This is a genomic window from Nostoc sp. DedQUE12b, assembly GCF_034530835.1.
Classification (GTDB): domain Bacteria; phylum Cyanobacteriota; class Cyanobacteriia; order Cyanobacteriales; family Nostocaceae; genus Nostoc.
Genome location: NZ_JAVRCI010000001.1, coordinates 150,767 through 169,275, shown reverse-complemented (window position 1 = coordinate 169,275; position 18,509 = coordinate 150,767). Strand labels below are relative to the sequence as shown.

Sequence of the window (18,509 nt, the reverse complement as noted above, 5' to 3'; positions counted from 1 at the left end):
CCGCCCACTCCGCATCTTAGAAAGAGGGGTTGTCACTGCGAAATCTAGAAATTGGGATCAAATCTTCAGCAAAAACTTCTATGAGCGCAACACAATCTAACAACCTGCCACTTTGGGTACAGAATAGAGATAAGGTGATAGCAGAAAGCACTGATGTCGAGTGGCGCTATCAGACACCGCCTGATTATTCCCGTTCAAATGAGAATCTTGCGAAAGAAAGTACCTACAATCATCTTGAAGGCACACTGGAAGCGATCGTGCAAAACTTAGTAAGAACCTTCGAGATGGAGGTATCTTTCAAAGCTAACCCGCAAGAGTGGTTATCTATTGTGAATGACAACTTTCGCGTAAGTACCAATGGCGGAGCAGAGTATACCGCAGCAGATTTATCAGCCCAAGGTACTTACAATTTATTTATGGCTGATTCAGAACATTACAAAGCTTCAGAAGAAAGTTTTGAATCATCCGCAAAACTCTTCCACACAACATTTCCCCAAGGATTTCCTTGGGAAGTACTGGAAGTTTTCTCAGGGCCGCCGAATGTAACATTTAAATGGCGGCATTGGGGACATTTTAACGGAGAATACAAAGACCATGCACCTACTGGAGAGACGCTAGAAATTATTGGCATGACCATTGCCAAAGTTACCGATGACTTGAAGATTATTTCCTTAGAACATTACTTCGACAATAATCTGTTTTTGGAAAAGCTAACATCTGGTGGCAAACAGACAAAATCTGAAAACCAAAAAAGTGCTTGTCCGTTCAGTTCTTGGTTCAAGAAATCCCAGAAAAGTTAGTTTTGTCAGGGTACAGAGTCACTGTGCCCTGAAATTATTCACATAGCAAGCAAAGGATGAAAATGCAAACATACCATTACGTTTTGGCAAGTCACCGCTTTCTTCTCGAAGAAGAACCGATACACGAAGTTCTCAATGAACGCACCCGTAACTACCACGAACAAGAAAAACAAATAGATTTTTGGTTGGTTGAGCAACCAGCTTTCTTGGAAACACCGCAGTTTAAAGAGCTAAAAGCAAAGTGTCCCCAACCAGCAGTAGCCATTATTTCTACAAATCCTCAATTTATTACTTGGTTAAAACTGCGTTTAGAGTACGTTATTACTGGCGAATTTCAGGCTCCTTCTGAGGCAATACCAGATGCTTTAGCATCGTTAGTTACCGTATCTTAGGCATAGGGCATTGGACATTGGGCATGGAAAAAAGACAAGGAAGATAGAGGAGACAGGGAGAGAGTTGTTCAATAATTCCCCCTTGTACCCTTGTCTCCTCTGCTCCCCTGCTCCCTTGCCCCTCTGCCTCTTCCCCATTCCCTAATTTTATTTTTGAGTAACAAAATATATTTTTTGACACATATTTCATCACCATACTGAAGTAGCTAGGTTTTCAGCTTTTTTCTTATAAAATCTTCTAAGACACCTTAATTTACATAATCTAACTTTTGTGCATAGATTTCAGAATTTACCAAGTGTTTTAGGATTAGCGATTGTAGGGTTGATTGGTGGTATGAGTTCTGTACTTGCTCAAAAAACCATTCCCTCTTGTCAACCACCAAATGCGGGTGAGTATCTTTTATTAGTAGTCAGTCCCACAGCAAATAATCAAAAGCAGTTACGTAGTGCCTTACCACCCGAACTTAAAACTATCACCTGCAAATATCTCAACGAAACCGTGACGCGAGTCGGGGGTTTTAATAAAATTGACGATGCCAATCGTTGGGCAAGATATGTCAGCAATATTGTTGGCTTGTCTGCCATAATTACCACTCGGCCAACAACAACGGCAGATGTGCAGCCGCAGCCACAGTCACAGCCAAAACCACCTCAGCAGACAGTCAGCTATAATCCTCAAGCATTAGGAGAAGGTTATGCAGTACTGGTAGATTATTACAACCGTCCAGAATTAGTAAATAATGTGCAGCAAGTAGTCGGAGGTAACGTCGGTTTTGTTTCTTATGGACAACGCCCTTACCTGCTAGCAGTTTATACCACTAACCAAACTGAAGCTTATAATACATTGCAAAAGCTAAACAATGGCGGTTTCGTTGCCAGCCTAGTAGATAGTCGTAAGGTGATTCTACTGCGCTCGACTGTGCGGTTTTAGTAATATTAACTTCACTGGCATCTTGATGCGATCTACCAGATTGGTAATTTGTCAATTGACCTAATTTTGGATTTTAAATTTTGGATTTTAAATTCAAAATTTAAAAGGGTTTTCAGCGAATATATTTATACTCGCTCTGTGAAAAACAAGTTATTTGGAACAAATCCTTTCATTCTTAATCCCCTGAATTTATTCATGGGATAAATCTAAAATCCAAAATCCAAATTTGATTGACAAATTACCAATTACTAATTATCAATAGCCGCTCAAACAAAGATTTATTGCCCTAGTTCAATAAGCAGACCTAGCCAACCAATAGATGGTTATACCCAAAGCCGACCCAGCGATTACCTGAACTGGTGTATGTCCGAGTAATTCTTTCAGACGGTCTTGGCTAAAGTCTGGTTTTTCATGGAATAATTCATCAATCATTTGATTGAGAATACGAGCTTGCTTACCAGCCGCTTGACGAACTCCGGCTGCATCATACATGACAATGATGGCAAAAACGATCGCAACGGCAAAATCAGGAGATGCCCAACCCAGTGTTTGGCCTACACCAGCGGCTAGAGCCGTAACCAGAGCCGAATGGGCACTGGGCATACCTCCGGTTGTCACCAAAACACGCACGTTCAATTTGCGATGTTTGACTATTTCAACTACGAGCTTTAATGCTTGAGCAATTAAACAAGCTACCAGAGCAACCAGCAGCACCCGGTTGTCTAAAATGTTGCCTATGTCCTGCATGTTATTTTGGTTAGGTTAGTAAATATTAGCAGCAGTTGTTGGTTGAGGAAACATTTAGATTCAACCCAAAATTCCTAAATTAATCTATCACGTTAGAAAAAGACCAGCGATTCAAAATAACCTCAAAGCTTACGTGATAAGCTTTTGTAATTTTGAATCAGTGAATTTTTAATTTCGCTGGGCAGTAGTAGTACAGTATGGTGTAAATAAACTACTCATTCCCAATCAATGAAACGCTTGCGGTATAGGAATTACGAATTACGAATTACCTAAAGCGTTACTAATTATTACGGCTGGTAATAAAATGAGCGATCGCTTGGAGTGGTTTAGCTCTGTCTCCAAATGGTTCTAATTCCACGCAAGCTTCTTTAACTAGTTCTTGGGCTTTTGAGCGCGATTCCTCAAGTCCCCAAAGGCTGGGATAGGTAACTTTTTGGGCTTTTTGGTCTTTGCCAGCTGTTTTACCTAATTGCTCTTGGGTAGAAGTGATATCCAAAATATCATCGATGATTTGGAATGCTAGCCCAATATTTTGAGCATAACGGGTTAGTCGTTGCACATCTTCAGGTGATGCATTAGCAATCAGCCCGCCACAAACTACGCAAGCTTCCAAGAGGGCGGCAGTTTTGTGTTTATGAATGAAATTTAGGGTTTCTAGGGAAATATCAGATTTACCTTCCGACTCTAAATCGACAACTTGACCGCCGACCAAACCAGCTGCCCCCAACGCCCGACCAAGACGGGCAATAACCTGCAAGACTACCTCTCTCTTAACGCTTTGGGGGGTTTGAATGGCAACAGACTCAAAAGCAAGAGCCAATAAGCCATCCCCAGCCAAAATCGCTACATCTTCACCATAGACTTTATGATTTGTCAGCTTGCCACGGCGGTAATCGTCATTATCCATCGCTGGGAGGTCGTCATGAATCAACGACATTGTGTGGATCATCTCCACAGCACAAGCTGTTGGCATGGCCATTTCGATGGTTCCACCCATCATTTCACAAGTGGCAAGACAAAGAATGGGACGTATGCGCTTACCTCCAGCTAATAACGAGTAGCGCATCGCCTCATAAATCTTTTCTGGATAAATGACTGGGATAGCCCGATCCAAAGCATTATCACAAAGCTTTTGTCGCTCTTTTAGATAGCCTGCTAAGTTAAATGTGGCTTCCTCTGGTGGTGTCTTTTGCACGTTATCAGTTGCTACCATTCTTTAATTCCTAACATTTTGCGATTTTTGCGTTATACGTCACAATTTTAAGGTGCTGTGGGGCTGAAAAAAATGAAAAGTTAGGAGCAGAGACGCGATTAATCGCGTCTGTACAGGATTTAGGAGTTAAGAGTTGTTAAGAATAACTTTTAACTTTCACTCTCTTTCTTCTTTTGCCGCTCTGGAATAGCTAGCAAATGTATTTTCCAACAATATGGCAACAGTCATCGGGCCAACACCACCAGGAACTGGGGTGATAAATCCTGCAACATCAGCGGTTGATTCAAAATGGACATCGCCAATAAGGCGACTTTTGCCATTAGCATCGGTGACGCGATTCATCCCCACATCTACCACAACAGCGCCGGGTTTCACCATATCAGCAGAGATCAATCCGGGACGACCTACTGCTGCAATTAGAATATCAGCATTTTGGGTGATGGTTTTTAGGTCATGCGATCGCGAGTGAGCGATCGTGACTGTGGCATCAGCTTCTAATAGCATCAGCGCCATCGGTTTACCCACCAAAATACTGCGCCCCACTACTACTGCCTGTTTTCCCTGCAAAGGAATCTCATATTCTTGTAAAAGGCGCATCACACCAGCCGGGGTACAGCTACGTAAACCGTTTTCTCCCCGCACTAATCGCCCCAAGTTAACTGGGTGCAGTCCATCAGCATCTTTATCGGGATCAATTTGATGTAGCAGAGTTACAGCATCCAGGTGGTTAGGTAAGGGCAACTGCACAAGAATGCCATCCACTCTTTCGTCGTGGTTGAGTGCAGCAATTACCTCTTCTAACTCCTCAAGGGTAGTTTGGGTAGGAAAATGCTTACCAAAAGAAGCGATCCCAACTTTAGCGCAGGCTTTTTCTTTATTGCGTACATAAGCGGCTGACGCTGGGTTATCACCAACCATCAACACTGCTAAACCAGGTGGCCGTCCAATTTTTGGTTGTAATTGTGTAATCGCAACAGAAAGTTCTTGCTGAATTTTTGCTGCTATTGCTTTCCCATCAAGGAGTTTGGCAGTTTTTGTTTCCATGAAAATTCCCAGCTATGTTCGCTTGTTGTCCAAAGTCCAAAATGAAAATATTGATTTTTAACTCTTGACTTTCGACTATTATTGTGTTGCTGTTTGATGTCGTAGCGTTTCTCTCACAGTAAATTCATAATGTTTATTTTCTCAGATCAACGGCATCATCTGAAGAATAAAGAATTGGGGGAGTGGGAGTGAGGGAGCAGAGGAGCAGAGGAGCAGGGAGAAATAAGTTGCAGTAAGTCTTTCGCCTTTGCACCTCTGCCTCTTGTGCCAAATGCCCAAAATAAATAAATCGGTGGCTTTTATGCGACAAATAAGAAATTTATCTTTTTCGTTCTTGTACGGGCACAGTATTGTTCCTTACCGTTTGGGGTTGACTTTTTTTCTGATAACAGGACTTTGTAGTTGTGGTAACTTGACATCGCCTGGTTTGCGTGGTGCTGGCTTAAAAATTGGTACAAATGTCACTCCAATTGAAGAAATTAAACCAAAACAAGACAATCAGGCTATAGTTTACATCCAAGGTCAGGTAGAAAAGCAAGCTCCCCTGATCAAACAGTGGGCTTATAAAATTAAGGACTCAACAGGCAAAATTTGGGTAGTCACCAATCAAAAAAATCTGGGTGAAGGTTCAGAAGTTGTAATTAAGGGTAAAGTTCGCTACCGAAGTATTCCCTTAGCTGGCAAAGAATTGGGGGAAGTTTATTTAGAAGAAGAATAATCCGCAATTAAAAATAAAGACATGAACAATCAACAGGTGCACGTAGCGATCGCAATTCTCTACCAGAAAAACAAGTTTCTTATGCAACTGCGTGACAACATCCCCGGTATTCTCTACCCTGGTTACTGGGCGCTGTTTGGTGGACACATCGAACCTGGTGAAACGCCGGATGTAGCAGTAAAACGAGAAATTTTAGAAGAAATCGGCTATAATTTACCACCTTTTGTTGAATTTGGCTGTTATCCCAACGAAAGAGTTGTCCGTCATGTCTTTCATGCACCACTCTTGGTGGAATTAAATCAACTGGTTCTGAATGAGGGTTGGGATATGGCGTTATTTACGCCAGAAGATATTCGCCAAGGTAACTGTTATTCACAAAATGCTGGCGAAGTGCGACCTTTAGGGGCAATGCATCAAAAAATTATGTTGGATTTTATTGAGAAAAATCCAACATAATTTGGGGATAAGTCATTTGTCATTGGACATTGATTATTAATTCTTCTTCCCCTACTCCCTCGTCCCCCATTCTTCACACCCCTAGAAGCCAAAATAAAGTTAGAACGAACTCTTATGAGGTCATCACTAATGCAATCAGCAAACAAACTGCCGCGATGGTTAACTATAGGATTGGCATTTCCCATTGCCATTCTCAACGGCTGGCTATTGCTCCAGGTTATACAGTATTTTCAGCCCTTAGTTAGCATTATTGCTGCCGCCATCCTGCTAGCTTTTGTCTTGAATTATCCAATCCAGTTTCTCCAGGAACAAGGGGTAAAACCCAACTTAGCGATCGGAGGAGTGTTGCTTTTAACTCTGGTGGTTTTAGTAGCTTTAGGCATCACTTTGGTTCCTCTGATTATTCAACAGCTCGTTGAACTGGCTAATATTTTGCCTAGTTGGATTGATTCTGGTACTCAGCAACTCCAAGCTTTTCAGGATTGGGCGTTAAGCCAACAGCAACTTCCGATTAATTTAAGTGGTTTATTCACCCAAGTTCTGGAACGATTATCTAACCAACTTCAGTCCTTCACTGGTAGAATTCTTGGTTTTGCTGTCGATACCATTGGTATTGTCCTCAATGTGCTGCTGGCAGTAGTGTTGACTATCTACCTAATATTGAATGGTGAACGTCTTTGGGACGGAATTTTTCAGTGGTTTCCTCCTAATATTGGGTCAAGAGTACGGGAATTACTGCGAGAGGATTTCCACAATTACTTCATCGGTCAAGCAACATTGGGAGCTGTGTTAGGGGTGACAATTACACTGGTATTTTTAGCACTGCAAGTTCCCTTAGCTCTATTGTTTGGTATTGGTATTGGCTTATTTTCACTTTTCCCCTTTGGTACAGGAGTCGGTATCGCCATAGTAAGTTTGTTGGTAGCGCTGCAAAATTTTTGGTTAGGGGTGGAAGTCTTAGGTGTAGCTGTTGCGATCGATCAAATTAATTCTAATATTATTGCACCTCGAATTCTCAGCAATTTGACTGGCTTAAATCCTGTGTGGGTGGTAATTTCTTTATTGCTGGGCGCAAAGTTGGGAGGAGTATTGGGTTTGTTAATTGCGATCCCGATTGCCAGTTTTATCAAGGATATAACAGATAGCTGGCGAGCTGGAGAGTTTAATAAGATAGAGGATATACAGTCAGAACCTGTTACGGTAATAAATGATAGAGCAGGAACTTATAGTTAAAATCCAATCATTCCGATTAATTTACAAACTGGTGATTTTGCCCATAAATAAAGTGCAAAATTCTAATTTATGATGCTAACAAACAAGAAGCTATTAATTTGTGCATCAAAAATTTTCCAGTAAGTAAAATTATCGTAAAAAACTTGAATATTAAGTGTAGTCTGCACTTTTCTACGAGACACTACGCAAATAACAAAGCTCTGTTACCACAGCAAGCATCGCTATTTACATATAAGAGCAAATCTGGTAGCACATTAATCAACGGGCAACCCCTACAAAAACATCATAAAATTCCTTATTCTTCATGTGAGAACGAAATACAACACTTGCAGAAAATGACTGCGAAGCACTACGCTGGAAAACCTAAGCAGTCAGTATTTTTAAAAAATGAAAAGTTGTTTAAAACTTACCTTTGATAATGGGCAAACAGCATTAGCTACTCAAGTTAAGCAGCAAGCAGAATTGCCAAATGCTCTTGAGGAAATAGGGCTTGGCGGTTCGCGTCCTGTTTTAGTAGTAGTGGGGGGTGCAAGTAACATCAGTAAAGCTGACTTTCTCCGAATTCAACGGTTGTTTGTGGAAGTTTTAGCCCCCATTGCTGAAACTTTAGGGGCTTATGTCGTGGATGGAGGTACGGATGTAGGAATTATGCGAATGATGGGTGCGGCTCGTACCCAGATAGGTGCTAAGTTTGCTTTGGTTGGTGTGACACCCGAAAGCAAAGTGGCTTTACCTAATCATTCGGAAACTGCTGCTGATTTAATACCCTTAGAGCCAAACCATACTCATTTCGTGCTAGTTCCTGGTAATGATTGGGGCGACGAGTCTCCTTGGATATCTTGCGTTGCGACTATGCTGGCCAATGATGCACCTTCGATGACACTACTCTTAAACGGTGGCGAAATTACCTTTAAGGATGCGTTTTCTAGCGTTGATAGTGGAAGGTTAGTTATTGTGATTGCTGGTAGTGGTAGAACCGCAGATATACTTGCAGATGCTTTGCGTGGAAAGGCTAGTGATGAACGAGCCAAAAAGCTAGCTAAATCTGGTACATTACAATACATCGACTTACTCGACATAGAGAAAGGAGTTGAGAATTTAGGCAAAGTAATTAAAGGGTTACTTTCTAATTAGGAGTAAAAAATGGCAAAAAAAGATAGTTATCACGATTTTTTAAAAGAAGATTTTAACAAATTATTTGCAGAGATTAACTTAGGTGATATGCAAAAATATTTTTTGCGATCGCGCTAGTTAGACCAAGTACTCTGGATGGAAAGTAAAGCAAATTTATCGCGCGATCGCCATTATTTTTTACGGATAACAACGATTATTGGTGGTGTAATTCTTCCAGCATTGGTAAGTCTAAATATTAACACTAATTTTCAACCTAACAATAGCAATAGGAATATCATTATATGGTCAACTTTTGGTCTGAGCCAATTAGTTGCTATCAGTGCTGCCATTGAAGAGTTTTTTCACTATGGAGAACGCTGGCGACACTATCGCCTAACAGTTGAGTCTTTGAAAACCCAAGGGTGGCAATTCTCACAGTTGACTGGCCCTTATCGTATTTATCCAAGCCACGAACAGGCATTTAATCTATTTGCAAGTCATGTAGAAGATATTATTCAGGGAGATGTGGAAATATATGCCACTCAAGTTGTACAAGAAAAGAAAGAAGAAAAACATAGTCAGGAAGAATATATCCTTCCCCAAAATACAAAAACAATCAATTTATAAGAGAAGAAAGACTAAGTATAAAATTGATTCAATAAATTCTTTTCTGTTAAATCAAAACATAATAATAGTTAGAAATAAAGTCCAGTATAGTAATCGGGGTACTTCAGTTTTGATTATTTATGGACTTGTTATGATTGCAATAAATTAACGTAATTTAAATGTATAAAAAAACTAAAAAGTATAACTTGTAAAGATTACAAACATCAGTGCTTCAGAGAAATGCCAGTGTTTATTTATAATCAAGTCAAGACAATGGACATGCTACCAACAATTTTTGAATAAGTTCGCTGCCTGTTATCCCAACTCACTCAGCGTTCTACAAGTTGATAACGGCTTGTTTCATAAAGCTAAACCTTTACAAATTCCAGAGAACATCATTCTGTTGTTTCAGCTAGCCCATTCTCTTGAACTTAACCCCATAGAGCGCGTCTGGGAACATCTCAAGCAAGACCTGAAATGGGAGTTATTTGATAACCTGGAGCATCTACCAACCAAGGTTGCTCAACTTCTAGCTGAACTGACTCCTAAAATTGCTGCTTCTTTGACTGGTTATGATTTCATCCTAAATGCCTTATTTGTCGCAAACATTTTTTGAATTGGTATTACTCTCAGGTATAGATGGACACTATAGTATCTTGATTGATTTCACACAGAAATTCTGTGACGTAGATGATTTCTATGCCATCTGAAAACTAATGTGGCAGAAAACGCCCCAACTGCCGTTTTTTGAGTTCATCGAACTCACATTAAATTAATCCTCTAAAATCTTGATTTCATCAAGTTGATTAATTACCACATCCGCACCTCGGACATTATCTGGTTTACCTACCCAAGTGATACCAATACAACCTGCGGCTTTAGCATTACGTGCCATTTGCATATCACCAACTGCATCACCCACCATCAAGGTAGCATTCGGTTCAACTCCCAAAGCTTGACAAGCTTGCAAAAATAGCACGGGATCTGGTTTACTCGGCCCCTCATCTACTCCCATTTCCAACTGGATATAATCGCTTAACTGGTGATTGGCTACAAAATTACGTACTTCTTGAGTTGTCGCAGCCGAGAGGATGCCAAGTTTTAACCCACCCTCCCGCAGGTATTTCAAAATTTCTAGGCTACCTACAAACAGTGGTGAAGGAGTTTGTCCAATGTATTTTTCCGCTTCATCCAAGGCTTGACGGGCTATTTTTAAGCATTCAAACCATCCTCTTCCTGTTTCGGCAATATATGCCGCAGCCGCAACTTCTGTTTCACGGCGGCTTGCTACTGATATTAAACCTGCGGGATCTAGAAAATTGCCATTGATGCCAAATGCCATTAATAGGGGTTCCCCAGTTCCAGGGATTTGAGCATCTATTAACCTTGCTGCTTTTTGTGCTAGCGATCGCAAATACGTTTCTGAATCTTCTAGAGTACCGTTTTTGTCAAACAAAATTGCTTGGATATTATCAAAAGTGATATTTCTACATTGAATGGTTGCCATAATATTTCACCCCACTTATTTAGTTAAAAGTTAAGAGTTATTATTCCTAACTCTTGTACAGATGCGATTAATCGCGTCTCTACTCCCACCTCTTGTACAGACGCGATTAATCAATCGCGTCTCCCAACTCTTCACTCTCACCGATTCTCCACATAAAAAAAGAGGGAAAAACCCTCTTTATAAAATGATTTGATACTCTTACTCCAAGACAAGTAAAACTATAAAAAATCTATTAGTCTTCAATAGCTGCTGGAATTTCCTCTTCAATTTCCGTCGCTGCTGGAATCTCTGTTTCAATTGCCGCAACTACTGGAATATCCTCGTCAAGTTCTGCTGCTGGCGGAATATCTTCGTCAAGTTCTGTTGCTGATGGAATATCTTCGTCTGCAAGAACTTCCGCAGGTGTAGCCGCAGCAGTAGCACCTTGCTGCTTGGCTAATAGCTGTTCGCGATACTTAGCAGCCATTTCTTCCGCCTTATCGTAAACCAAATCCCGGTTTTTAATCATGTCGCCGGGTTCGGGTTCTAGCTGCTTGGTAGATAGGGAAATGCGACCCCTTTCTGCATCCAAGTCAATGATCATAACTTTCACTTCATCATTGACATTGAACACGCTATGAGGTGTATCAATATGTTCGTGAGAAATCTCAGAAATATGCAGTAGACCACTGACACCGCCAATGTCGATGAAAGCACCGTAGGGTTTGATACCACGAACAGTACCAATTACTACTTCGCCGACTTCTAGGCGGTTCATCTTCCGCTCAACTAGCGCCCGACGATGAGATAGAACGAGACGATTACGTTCCTCGTCTACCTCTAGGAATTTCAATGGCAGATCCTCACCTACCAATTCTTCTTTAGGTTTGCGGGTACTGATGTGGGAACCTGGAATAAAGCCACGTAATCCCTCAATTCGTACCAATGCTCCACCGCGATTGGTTGCAAATACGCCAGAACGGACAGTCGCATCTTCTGCTTGCAGCTGTCGCACGCGTTCCCAAGCCCGCATATATTCAATACGGCGAATGGAAAGGGTTAATTGACCATCTTCATTTTCATCAGTAAGGATAAAAAATTCGCGTGTTTCGTTTGACTGTAATACTTCTTCCGGGCTATCCACCCGGTTAATAGACATTTCTTGTATGGGTATATATGCTGCGGTTTTAGCACCAATGTCAATCAGAGCGCCGCGCGGCTCTATACTGAAAACTGTTCCTGGGACAACATCGCCAGGGCTAAAATGATAATCGTATTTGTCAAGTAGAGCAGCGAAATCTTCGTGAGTGAATCCAATTTCTGTAGCGGTTAAATTCTGATTGACCATGCTGATTTGTTCCTGGTTCTAGTCTCCGTAAAGGTGGTGCGACAAGCGCGATGCGCTATGTAAGCAGTACTATGGCAGCTTACACAAAACATCCTTTTTCATCCTAGCGCAGAAAAGCTAGCATTAACACATATCTACTCCCAAGATTGGAAATTATATCACAACATTTAGTCATTGGTCATTGGTTAATAGTCAGAAGCAACATAAAAGACAAAGGACAAATTACAAATAACAAACATAATAATATCCGTTGCCACCATACTTAGTAGCAACGGATATTAAGATTAAATCCGCTTAAAAGTCTGTGGATAGGATCTACTTATCTTTTGGTTTCTCAAAGCGAGGGGGTTCGCGAAATGCGATCGCAAAGAAGAGAGTACCTATACACAGAGTAAAAATCAAGATGTACGCAACGCTTTCCATATTACGATTTCCTTTTTATCCAGCCAGTAATTAAAGTTCTGAGTGCTGAGTGCTGAGTGCTGAGTCAGAGGCTTAACTCAGAACTCAGCACTTCTTTACTCAGCACTGAAATTAAAGGGCTTCTTTCCGGCGGGTTGACTTGTCACCCACTTTCTGGAACAGACCCCACTCAACTTGCTCTTCAAGATCGGCATCAACACCAGCAAATACGTCTCGGTAGATTGTCCGAGCGCCATGCCAGAGATGACCAAAGAAGAACAACAGAGCAAATACGGCGTGTCCAAAGGTAAACCAACCTCTAGGACTGGTGCGGAATACACCATCAGAGTTCAAGGTTTCCCGGTCAAATTCAAAGATTTCACCGCCTTGAGCCTTACGAGCGTACTTCTTCACATCAGCTGGTTCTGTAAAGGTCTGACCATTCAGATTGCCACCGTAGAAACTAACGGTAACACCAGATTGCTCGAAGCTATACTTAGATTCTGCCCGACGGAAGGGAATGTCAGCGCGGACAATTCCATCTGCATCAGTCAAAATCACTGGGAAAGTTTCAAAGAAGTTGGGGAGACGACGCACGGTCAATTCCCGTCCTTCAGAATCTTTGAATACGGCGTGACCTTGCCAAGATTGAGCAATGCCATCACCCTTCACCATCGGCCCTGTACGGAATAGACCGCCTTTAGCGGGGCTATTACCGACGTAATCGTAGAAAGCCAATTTTTCAGGAATCTGCGACCAAGCTTGCTCAAGGGTTGCACCTTCAGCAACGCTAGTTTGGACGCGGCGCTGAATTTCTTGACCGAAGTAGCCTTGATCCCATTGATAGCGGGTAGGGCCAAACAATTCGATGGGTGTGGCAGCGTTACCGTACCACATAGTACCAGCAACAACGAAAGCAGCGAAGAAGACTGCTGCAATACTGCTAGAAAGTACTGTTTCAATGTTCCCCATCCGTAGGGCTTTGTATAGCCGTTCGGGGGGTCTAACTGTCAGGTGGAATAAGCCTGCAATAATACCAACAACACCAGCAGCAATGTGGTGAGCCGCAATGCCACCAGGGTTATAGGGGTTAAAACCATCTGGTCCCCATTCTGGTGCTACTGCCTGGGCAGCGCCAGTTATACCATAAGCATCAGAAACCCATATCCCCGGCCCAAATAGTCCGGTGACGTGAAAAGCACCAAATCCAAAACAAAGTAGACCAGATAAGAACAGGTGAATGCCAAACATTTTTGGCAGGTCGAGAGCGGGTTCACCAGTGCGGGGATCTCTAAAGAGTTCCAAATCCCAGTAAACCCAGTGCCATACGGCGGCTAGGAACAGCAGACCGGAAAGAACAATGTGAGCGGCAGCAACGCCTTCAAATGACCAGAAGCCAGGATCGGTTGATGGTCCACCAGTAACGTTCCAACCACCCCAAGATTGGGTAACACCCAAACGTGCCATAAAGGGTAGGACGAACATCCCTTGACGCCACATCGGGTTGAGAACTGAATCACTAGGATCAAAAACAGCTAGTTCGTAGAGTGCCATCGAACCAGCCCAGCCTGCTACTAAGGCTGTGTGCATTAGGTGTACAGAAATCAGTCGCCCTGGATCATTCAGAACGACTGTATGTACTCGGTACCAGGGTAGTCCCATCGACTACGCTCCTCCTCGATGAGTTAGTTTACAAAGCAATTTTCTTACTGAGGTTATGAGAGACGAAGATCGCCACTCATAAAACTCTCTCTTGTTTTTTGTTATTGCCACCAGAGTATCACCACAGCTTAGTCTTAATAAGTCAGACAGCGTGGGTGCTTTGGCAATGCTTACTCGCTTCGGGAGGTTTACCTATGTTAGGGTAGCCATCGCCAAGCAAAAATGAGAATGTTTTAAAAAGTGTAACTATTGATGGAATTGTTTGCAAGCGTGTAAATTGATGCGATCGCGTAGCATCTCCAAGTTTTTTCGCTACCAATACCCGTCGGGGATGAAATTTGCTTATCTTTTCTTTACCTGGGGAGTGGGGAGAAGGGGAGCAGGGGAGCAGAGAAGTTTTAGTAAGTTTTATCCCCTCTGCCCCTCCGCACCTCTGCCTCTCATGCCCCATATTTACTGAACCACCAAGTGGATATTTTGCAGTTGACACTTCGCCTCAGCTGTACCCAGGCGTTCAATTACCTGTTCGGCGCTCATCAGACGCTTGAGTACTACTTGGCCGATGGTCTGACTACCAATTACTGGTGTTGTTGGCTTGACTTCCACGGTTAAAACGGCTTCTTCAACTCGATAAAGCCAGAGCAATTCATTTTCTTCGACTAAACAAATATTCATTCGCTGAATATCTGGTTGACGTCGCCATGCAGTTATTTGCCAGAGTCCATCAGATGCCCAGACTCTTGCAACTGCCCATCCCTCAGATAGAAAGAAATACTTCACGGTCTTAGTCTCACTATTAGACTTTCAATCTGCTGTTAACGATATCGCGATCGCTTTAGTCGCTAATGTTCAAACACTGTTCTTTTTGAGAATACAGCTAATCTTGACGATAAACTGCTCTATCGGTGTCTGTTCCCAAGCAGCAAGAGCTAAAATCTCAACTTACACTACTTGGGCTAAGGTCAAACCTTAACAAGACCTATTTTCCTAGTAACTATGAATTTACGACAAATTTAGCCAATGTTGAAAATTCTAATTAAATAAAAACTTTTCAATACTTAATAAATCTTAAATATTAAATTTTGTATTTTATTAATGATTTTTGTAACAAAATAGTGCGTAGGCGTAGCCCGTCGTAGACATCTTACAGTAGCAATTAACTTAATTATGAAGTTGAGTATCCGCCATAAATTTTTAATTTAGATAGCAACGGAGTGTTCCCTCAAAACAATAACCACTATAAATTATGAAGATTCAGCAAAAGAGTCACAAATGTAGTAAAATTGCTGACCGCTGATATCAAGTATATTACTGCTATGACCTGGTTTTCCTTGTCCGTGAAACGGTGGGGTCGGATTACACAATTCCTATCTTTGTTCTGTCTATGTTTATTTTTAGTTGTTAGTTGCGCTCCTCGTCCGCAGTCAACTACGCCGCCATCTGGTTCTGTAAATACCCTTACAGGTGATGGCCGTATTACTATCGGTACAACAGCCAAGCCAAGAACCCTCGATCCGGCTGATGCTTATGAGTTAGCAGCTTTAGGTTTGGTGTTTAATATGAGCGATCGCCTCTATAATTACGAACCAGGAAGCACCGAAATTAAACCCCAACTAGCTACAGCATTACCCAAAGTCAGTCAAGATGGCTTAACTTATACCATCCCCTTACGTCAGGGAGTAGTTTTTCATGATGGTACTCCCTTCAATGCTCAAGCAATGGCCTTTACCATCCAGCGCTTTATTGAAAATAAAGGAAAACCCTCATTTTTACTAGCTGATATAGTAGATTCGATAAAACCGACAAGGGAGTATGAGTTGACAATCAAGCTGAAAAAGTCCTTTGCAGCTTTTCCCTCACTGCTGGCATTTCCTGGAGTGTGTGCCGTTTCACCAAAAGCTTACGAAGTCGGCGCTGGTAAATTCAAGCCGAATATTTTTGTGGGAACAGGCCCTTACAAATTAGGACAGTATGGTACTGATTCCATCCGATTTGATGCGTTTGATAAATATTGGGGAGAAAAACCAGTTAACAAGGGTGTTAATCTCCAAATTCAAACTAGTCCAGTTAATTTGTTTAATGCTTTCCGTACAGGGGCAATCGATGTAGCTTATCTGTCGCTGCAACCAGATCAAAATCGGAGCTTAGAAGAAGGTGGTAAAAAAGGGGATTGGCAAGCGATCGCAGCTGAAGGTAGTGTAGTAAGTTATCTAGTATTAAACCGGAATCAAAAGCCTTTAGATAAATTAGAGGTAAGACAAGCGATCGCATCCATAATTGACCGTCCACTTTTAAATGAGCGAGTCTTACTTGGTCAAGCAGATCCGCTTTATAGCATGATTCCCACAACATTTAAAGTTTCTGTGCCATTATTCAAAGATAAATATGGTGATGCTAACTTCGATCAAGCTAAAAAATTATTAGCTACTGCTGGCTTCTCCAAAGAAAATCCTGCAAAAGTACAAGTTTGGTATCCTTCTAGTTCACCTACTCGTAGTTTGGCAGCACAGACACTCAAATCCCTTGTGGATGTCAAAATGGATGGAATACTCCAATTTGAAGTTACCCAAGCGGAAGGGCCTGCCTTCTTTAAAGACATTGCCAAAGGTTTGTATCCGGCAGCTTTACTTGATTGGTATCCAGACTTTTTAGATCCAGATAATTACGTCCAGCCATTTTTATCTTGTGACAAAGGTTCAGTTGCTAAAGGATGCGAAGATGGAGGCAGTCAAACTCAGGGTTCGTTCTACTATAACGAAGCCATAAATAAATTGATTGATGGTCAACGCAAAGAACAAAACCCCGAAGCACGCCAGAAAATTTTTAACGAAATTCAAACGCAAGTAACTACTGATGTACCTTACGTTCCCTTATGGCAAAACAAAGACTATGTATTTGCCCGAAATGGTGTTAATGGCGTAAAACTTAACCCTACCCAAATTTTGCTTTACCAGACACTTAAAAAATAAGTTGAGAGTTAGGAGTTAGGAGTTAGAAGTTAGGAATTAGACTTGTTGCAAAAGTCAAAAAATCATGGATGTGATTCTGAGCAAAATAAAGATGTTCAACTTCACTAAATATAGTAATTAAAAAATTTTTGCAAGCTAGCTGTCTATCTTAATTCCTAATTGCTAACTGCAAATTATCAACTCCTAACTCTTAACTCCTAACTGCAAATTATCAACTCCTAACTCTTAACTCCTAACTCCTAACTAAATATGTCTCGTTCTAAAGCTTTACAATATTACATTGTTTCTCGCTTGCTTCTTGCGCCACTTCAGCTATTAACGATCATCACCATTGTATTTCTTTTACTAAGAGCAACACCAGGAGATCCAGCAGATGCAATCCTTGGTGGACGTGCGCCAGAAGCTGCTAAAGAAGAATTGCGAAAACAACTCGGTTTAAACCTACCGGTGTGGCTACAGTATCTAAATTATTTGGGAAGTATACTGCGCTTTGATTTGGGAACTTCTTTAATGAGCCGCGGACAAAATGTCTGGGACATAATTGGGCAATATTTCCCGGCGACGGTAGAATTAGCAGTGTGTAGTATGGCGGTTGCACTCATCGTCGGAATTGCGGTTGGGACTCTTTCGGCTTCTCGTCCTGGGACATATTTTGATGTCGGCGGGCGCCTATTTGGTATCATCACTTACGCACTCCCTATGTTTTGGGCGGGAATGCTTTTGCAGTTGATTTTTTCAGTCCAATTGGGTTGGTTTCCTAATTCCAACCGCTTCCCGCCCAATCTGCCGGCTCCAACTACTGTGACTGGATTGTATACAATTGATAGCTTGCTTGGTGGAAATTTCACTCAGTTTTTCACATCTTTGCACCATCTGGCTCTACCGAGTCTCACTTTGGGAATTTTGCTCAGTGGGATTTTTGAGCGAATTGTGCGAGTGAATTTAAAGCAAACCTTGCAAGCCGATTATGTAGAAGCTGCTAGGGCCAGAGGTATTGGTGAAAATAAAATTTTAGCCTCTCATGCTTTAAAAAATGCGCTAATTCCAGTGATTACAGTCTTAGGATTAACTTTTGCTTCTCTGTTAGGTGGGGCGATTTTGACAGAGGTAACATTTTCTTGGCCTGGGTTAGCTAATCGATTGTATCAAGCGATCGCCGATCGCGATTATCCCACAGTCCAGGGAGTATTAGTCTTTTTTGGTGCGATCGTTGTGAGTGCAAGCATTTTGATTGATATTTTAAATGCTTATGTAGATCCGCGAATTCGATATTAGTAAAGAATTATTACAATGATTCGTAATTCGTAAATATAGTGTTTTTCGCTTACTCTTACCTCTCTCCTAAAAGGAGAAAGGCTTTGAATCTTACTTCCCTTCCCTACGAGGGAA

Annotated in this window: 19 protein-coding genes and 1 pseudogene; 11 read left to right on the top strand and 9 right to left on the bottom strand. The window is 41.7% G+C overall.

Going from position 1 to position 18,509, the window contains the following annotated elements:
* Positions 1-80: 80 nt before the first annotated feature.
* The 3 genes from RMY16_RS00540 (at position 81) to RMY16_RS00530 (ending at position 2,123) form a co-directional block, all read left to right on the top strand.
* Positions 81-800 carry a SnoaL-like polyketide cyclase gene (locus RMY16_RS00540; RefSeq protein WP_322734717.1) on the top strand — a complete coding sequence of 240 codons (720 nt, stop codon included), beginning with the start codon at positions 81-83 and terminating at the stop codon, positions 798-800.
* A gap of 62 nt (positions 801-862) precedes the next feature.
* A complete protein-coding gene (locus RMY16_RS00535; RefSeq protein ID WP_322734716.1) occupies positions 863-1,192 on the top strand; it encodes an MgPME-cyclase complex family protein in 330 nt (109 codons plus the stop codon).
* Between the two features lie 271 nt (positions 1,193-1,463).
* Entirely contained in the window at positions 1,464-2,123 is a 660-nt protein-coding gene (locus RMY16_RS00530; RefSeq protein ID WP_322665884.1) for a hypothetical protein, read from the top strand.
* Between the two features lie 291 nt (positions 2,124-2,414).
* On the opposite strand, the gene RMY16_RS00525 is transcribed toward RMY16_RS00530, so the two are convergent.
* The 3 genes from RMY16_RS00525 to folD all read right to left on the bottom strand — a co-directional run bounded on the left by RMY16_RS00525 (position 2,415) and on the right by folD (position 5,127).
* Positions 2,415-2,870 carry a divergent PAP2 family protein gene (locus RMY16_RS00525; protein WP_094350479.1) on the bottom strand — a complete coding sequence of 152 codons (456 nt, stop codon included), beginning with the start codon at positions 2,868-2,870 and terminating at the stop codon, positions 2,415-2,417.
* A 280-nt stretch (positions 2,871-3,150) separates the two neighbouring features.
* A complete protein-coding gene (gene crtE / locus RMY16_RS00520; RefSeq protein WP_322734715.1) occupies positions 3,151-4,083 on the bottom strand; it encodes a geranylgeranyl diphosphate synthase CrtE in 933 nt (310 codons plus the stop codon).
* Positions 4,084-4,239: 156 nt separating this feature from the next.
* The gene (gene folD / locus RMY16_RS00515; RefSeq protein WP_322665880.1) at positions 4,240-5,127 is read right to left on the bottom strand and encodes a bifunctional methylenetetrahydrofolate dehydrogenase/methenyltetrahydrofolate cyclohydrolase FolD; all 888 of its coding nucleotides are present in this window, start codon (positions 5,125-5,127) and stop codon (positions 4,240-4,242) included.
* A 301-nt stretch (positions 5,128-5,428) separates the two neighbouring features.
* Here folD and RMY16_RS00510 point away from each other — a divergent pair, with 301 nt between their 5' ends.
* The 6 genes and pseudogenes from RMY16_RS00510 (at position 5,429) to RMY16_RS00485 (ending at position 9,869) form a co-directional block, all read left to right on the top strand.
* On the top strand, positions 5,429-5,845 hold the full coding sequence (locus RMY16_RS00510) for a hypothetical protein (RefSeq protein ID WP_322734714.1): 417 nt from the start codon (positions 5,429-5,431) through the stop codon (positions 5,843-5,845).
* 21 nt (positions 5,846-5,866) lie between these two features.
* The gene (locus RMY16_RS00505) at positions 5,867-6,301 is read left to right on the top strand and encodes an NUDIX hydrolase (RefSeq protein ID WP_094350476.1); all 435 of its coding nucleotides are present in this window, start codon (positions 5,867-5,869) and stop codon (positions 6,299-6,301) included.
* 129 nt (positions 6,302-6,430) lie between these two features.
* The gene (locus RMY16_RS00500) at positions 6,431-7,534 is read left to right on the top strand and encodes an AI-2E family transporter (RefSeq protein WP_322734713.1); all 1,104 of its coding nucleotides are present in this window, start codon (positions 6,431-6,433) and stop codon (positions 7,532-7,534) included.
* Positions 7,535-7,921: 387 nt separating this feature from the next.
* Positions 7,922-8,668: a hypothetical protein gene (locus RMY16_RS00495; RefSeq protein ID WP_322665872.1), complete on the top strand. Its 747-nt coding sequence runs from the start codon at positions 7,922-7,924 to the stop codon at positions 8,666-8,668.
* 132 nt (positions 8,669-8,800) lie between these two features.
* Positions 8,801-9,274, top strand: a pseudogene (locus RMY16_RS00490) (DUF4231 domain-containing protein); the annotation flags it as partial.
* A gap of 274 nt (positions 9,275-9,548) precedes the next feature.
* Positions 9,549-9,869, top strand: a complete 321-nt coding sequence (locus tag RMY16_RS00485) for a hypothetical protein (protein ID WP_322734712.1) — start codon at positions 9,549-9,551, stop codon at positions 9,867-9,869.
* Positions 9,870-10,025: 156 nt separating this feature from the next.
* On the opposite strand, the gene RMY16_RS00480 is transcribed toward RMY16_RS00485, so the two are convergent.
* The 6 genes from RMY16_RS00480 to RMY16_RS00455 form a co-directional block, all read right to left on the bottom strand.
* Positions 10,026-10,760 (bottom strand): HAD family hydrolase, encoded by a 735-nt coding sequence (locus RMY16_RS00480; RefSeq protein ID WP_322734711.1) that lies wholly within the window; start codon positions 10,758-10,760, stop codon positions 10,026-10,028.
* 232 nt (positions 10,761-10,992) lie between these two features.
* A complete protein-coding gene (locus tag RMY16_RS00475) occupies positions 10,993-12,087 on the bottom strand; it encodes a 30S ribosomal protein S1 (protein ID WP_322734710.1) in 1,095 nt (364 codons plus the stop codon).
* 315 nt (positions 12,088-12,402) lie between these two features.
* Positions 12,403-12,510 carry a photosystem II reaction center protein T gene (locus tag RMY16_RS00470; RefSeq protein WP_084227385.1) on the bottom strand — a complete coding sequence of 36 codons (108 nt, stop codon included), beginning with the start codon at positions 12,508-12,510 and terminating at the stop codon, positions 12,403-12,405.
* A gap of 111 nt (positions 12,511-12,621) precedes the next feature.
* Positions 12,622-14,151 carry a photosystem II chlorophyll-binding protein CP47 gene (gene psbB / locus RMY16_RS00465; protein ID WP_322734709.1) on the bottom strand — a complete coding sequence of 510 codons (1,530 nt, stop codon included), beginning with the start codon at positions 14,149-14,151 and terminating at the stop codon, positions 12,622-12,624.
* 142 nt (positions 14,152-14,293) lie between these two features.
* On the bottom strand, positions 14,294-14,470 hold the full coding sequence (locus tag RMY16_RS00460; RefSeq protein ID WP_322734708.1) for a hypothetical protein: 177 nt from the start codon (positions 14,468-14,470) through the stop codon (positions 14,294-14,296).
* Between the two features lie 134 nt (positions 14,471-14,604).
* Positions 14,605-14,931 carry a hypothetical protein gene (locus RMY16_RS00455; protein ID WP_289795423.1) on the bottom strand — a complete coding sequence of 109 codons (327 nt, stop codon included), beginning with the start codon at positions 14,929-14,931 and terminating at the stop codon, positions 14,605-14,607.
* 536 nt (positions 14,932-15,467) lie between these two features.
* Here RMY16_RS00455 and RMY16_RS00450 point away from each other — a divergent pair.
* Together RMY16_RS00450 and RMY16_RS00445 are read left to right on the top strand one after the other, a co-directional pair.
* On the top strand, positions 15,468-17,120 hold the full coding sequence (locus RMY16_RS00450; RefSeq protein WP_322734707.1) for an ABC transporter substrate-binding protein: 1,653 nt from the start codon (positions 15,468-15,470) through the stop codon (positions 17,118-17,120).
* Positions 17,121-17,369: 249 nt separating this feature from the next.
* Positions 17,370-18,395 carry an ABC transporter permease gene (locus RMY16_RS00445; RefSeq protein ID WP_322665859.1) on the top strand — a complete coding sequence of 342 codons (1,026 nt, stop codon included), beginning with the start codon at positions 17,370-17,372 and terminating at the stop codon, positions 18,393-18,395.
* The last annotated feature ends 114 nt before the right edge of the window (positions 18,396-18,509 follow it).

Bases quoted from the DNA above. Each gene is read 5' to 3' on its own strand.
- RMY16_RS00540 (WP_322734717.1), top strand. From the start codon at position 81: ATGAGCGCAACACAATCTAACAACCTGCCACTTTGGGTACAGAATAGA.
- RMY16_RS00535 (WP_322734716.1), top strand. From the start codon at position 863: ATGCAAACATACCATTACGTTTTGGCAAGTCACCGCTTTCTTCTCGAA.
- RMY16_RS00525 (WP_094350479.1), bottom strand. From the start codon at position 2,870: ATGCAGGACATAGGCAACATTTTAGACAACCGGGTGCTGCTGGTTGCT.
- crtE (WP_322734715.1), bottom strand. From the start codon at position 4,083: ATGGTAGCAACTGATAACGTGCAAAAGACACCACCAGAGGAAGCCACA.
- folD (WP_322665880.1), bottom strand. From the start codon at position 5,127: ATGGAAACAAAAACTGCCAAACTCCTTGATGGGAAAGCAATAGCAGCA.
- RMY16_RS00510 (WP_322734714.1), top strand. From the start codon at position 5,429: ATGCGACAAATAAGAAATTTATCTTTTTCGTTCTTGTACGGGCACAGT.
- RMY16_RS00505 (WP_094350476.1), top strand. From the start codon at position 5,867: ATGAACAATCAACAGGTGCACGTAGCGATCGCAATTCTCTACCAGAAA.
- RMY16_RS00500 (WP_322734713.1), top strand. From the start codon at position 6,431: ATGCAATCAGCAAACAAACTGCCGCGATGGTTAACTATAGGATTGGCA.
- RMY16_RS00495 (WP_322665872.1), top strand. From the start codon at position 7,922: ATGAAAAGTTGTTTAAAACTTACCTTTGATAATGGGCAAACAGCATTA.
- RMY16_RS00480 (WP_322734711.1), bottom strand. From the start codon at position 10,760: ATGGCAACCATTCAATGTAGAAATATCACTTTTGATAATATCCAAGCA.
- RMY16_RS00475 (WP_322734710.1), bottom strand. From the start codon at position 12,087: ATGGTCAATCAGAATTTAACCGCTACAGAAATTGGATTCACTCACGAA.
- RMY16_RS00470 (WP_084227385.1), bottom strand. From the start codon at position 12,510: ATGGAAAGCGTTGCGTACATCTTGATTTTTACTCTGTGTATAGGTACT.
- psbB (WP_322734709.1), bottom strand. From the start codon at position 14,151: ATGGGACTACCCTGGTACCGAGTACATACAGTCGTTCTGAATGATCCA.
- RMY16_RS00450 (WP_322734707.1), top strand. From the start codon at position 15,468: ATGACCTGGTTTTCCTTGTCCGTGAAACGGTGGGGTCGGATTACACAA.
- RMY16_RS00445 (WP_322665859.1), top strand. From the start codon at position 17,370: ATGTCTCGTTCTAAAGCTTTACAATATTACATTGTTTCTCGCTTGCTT.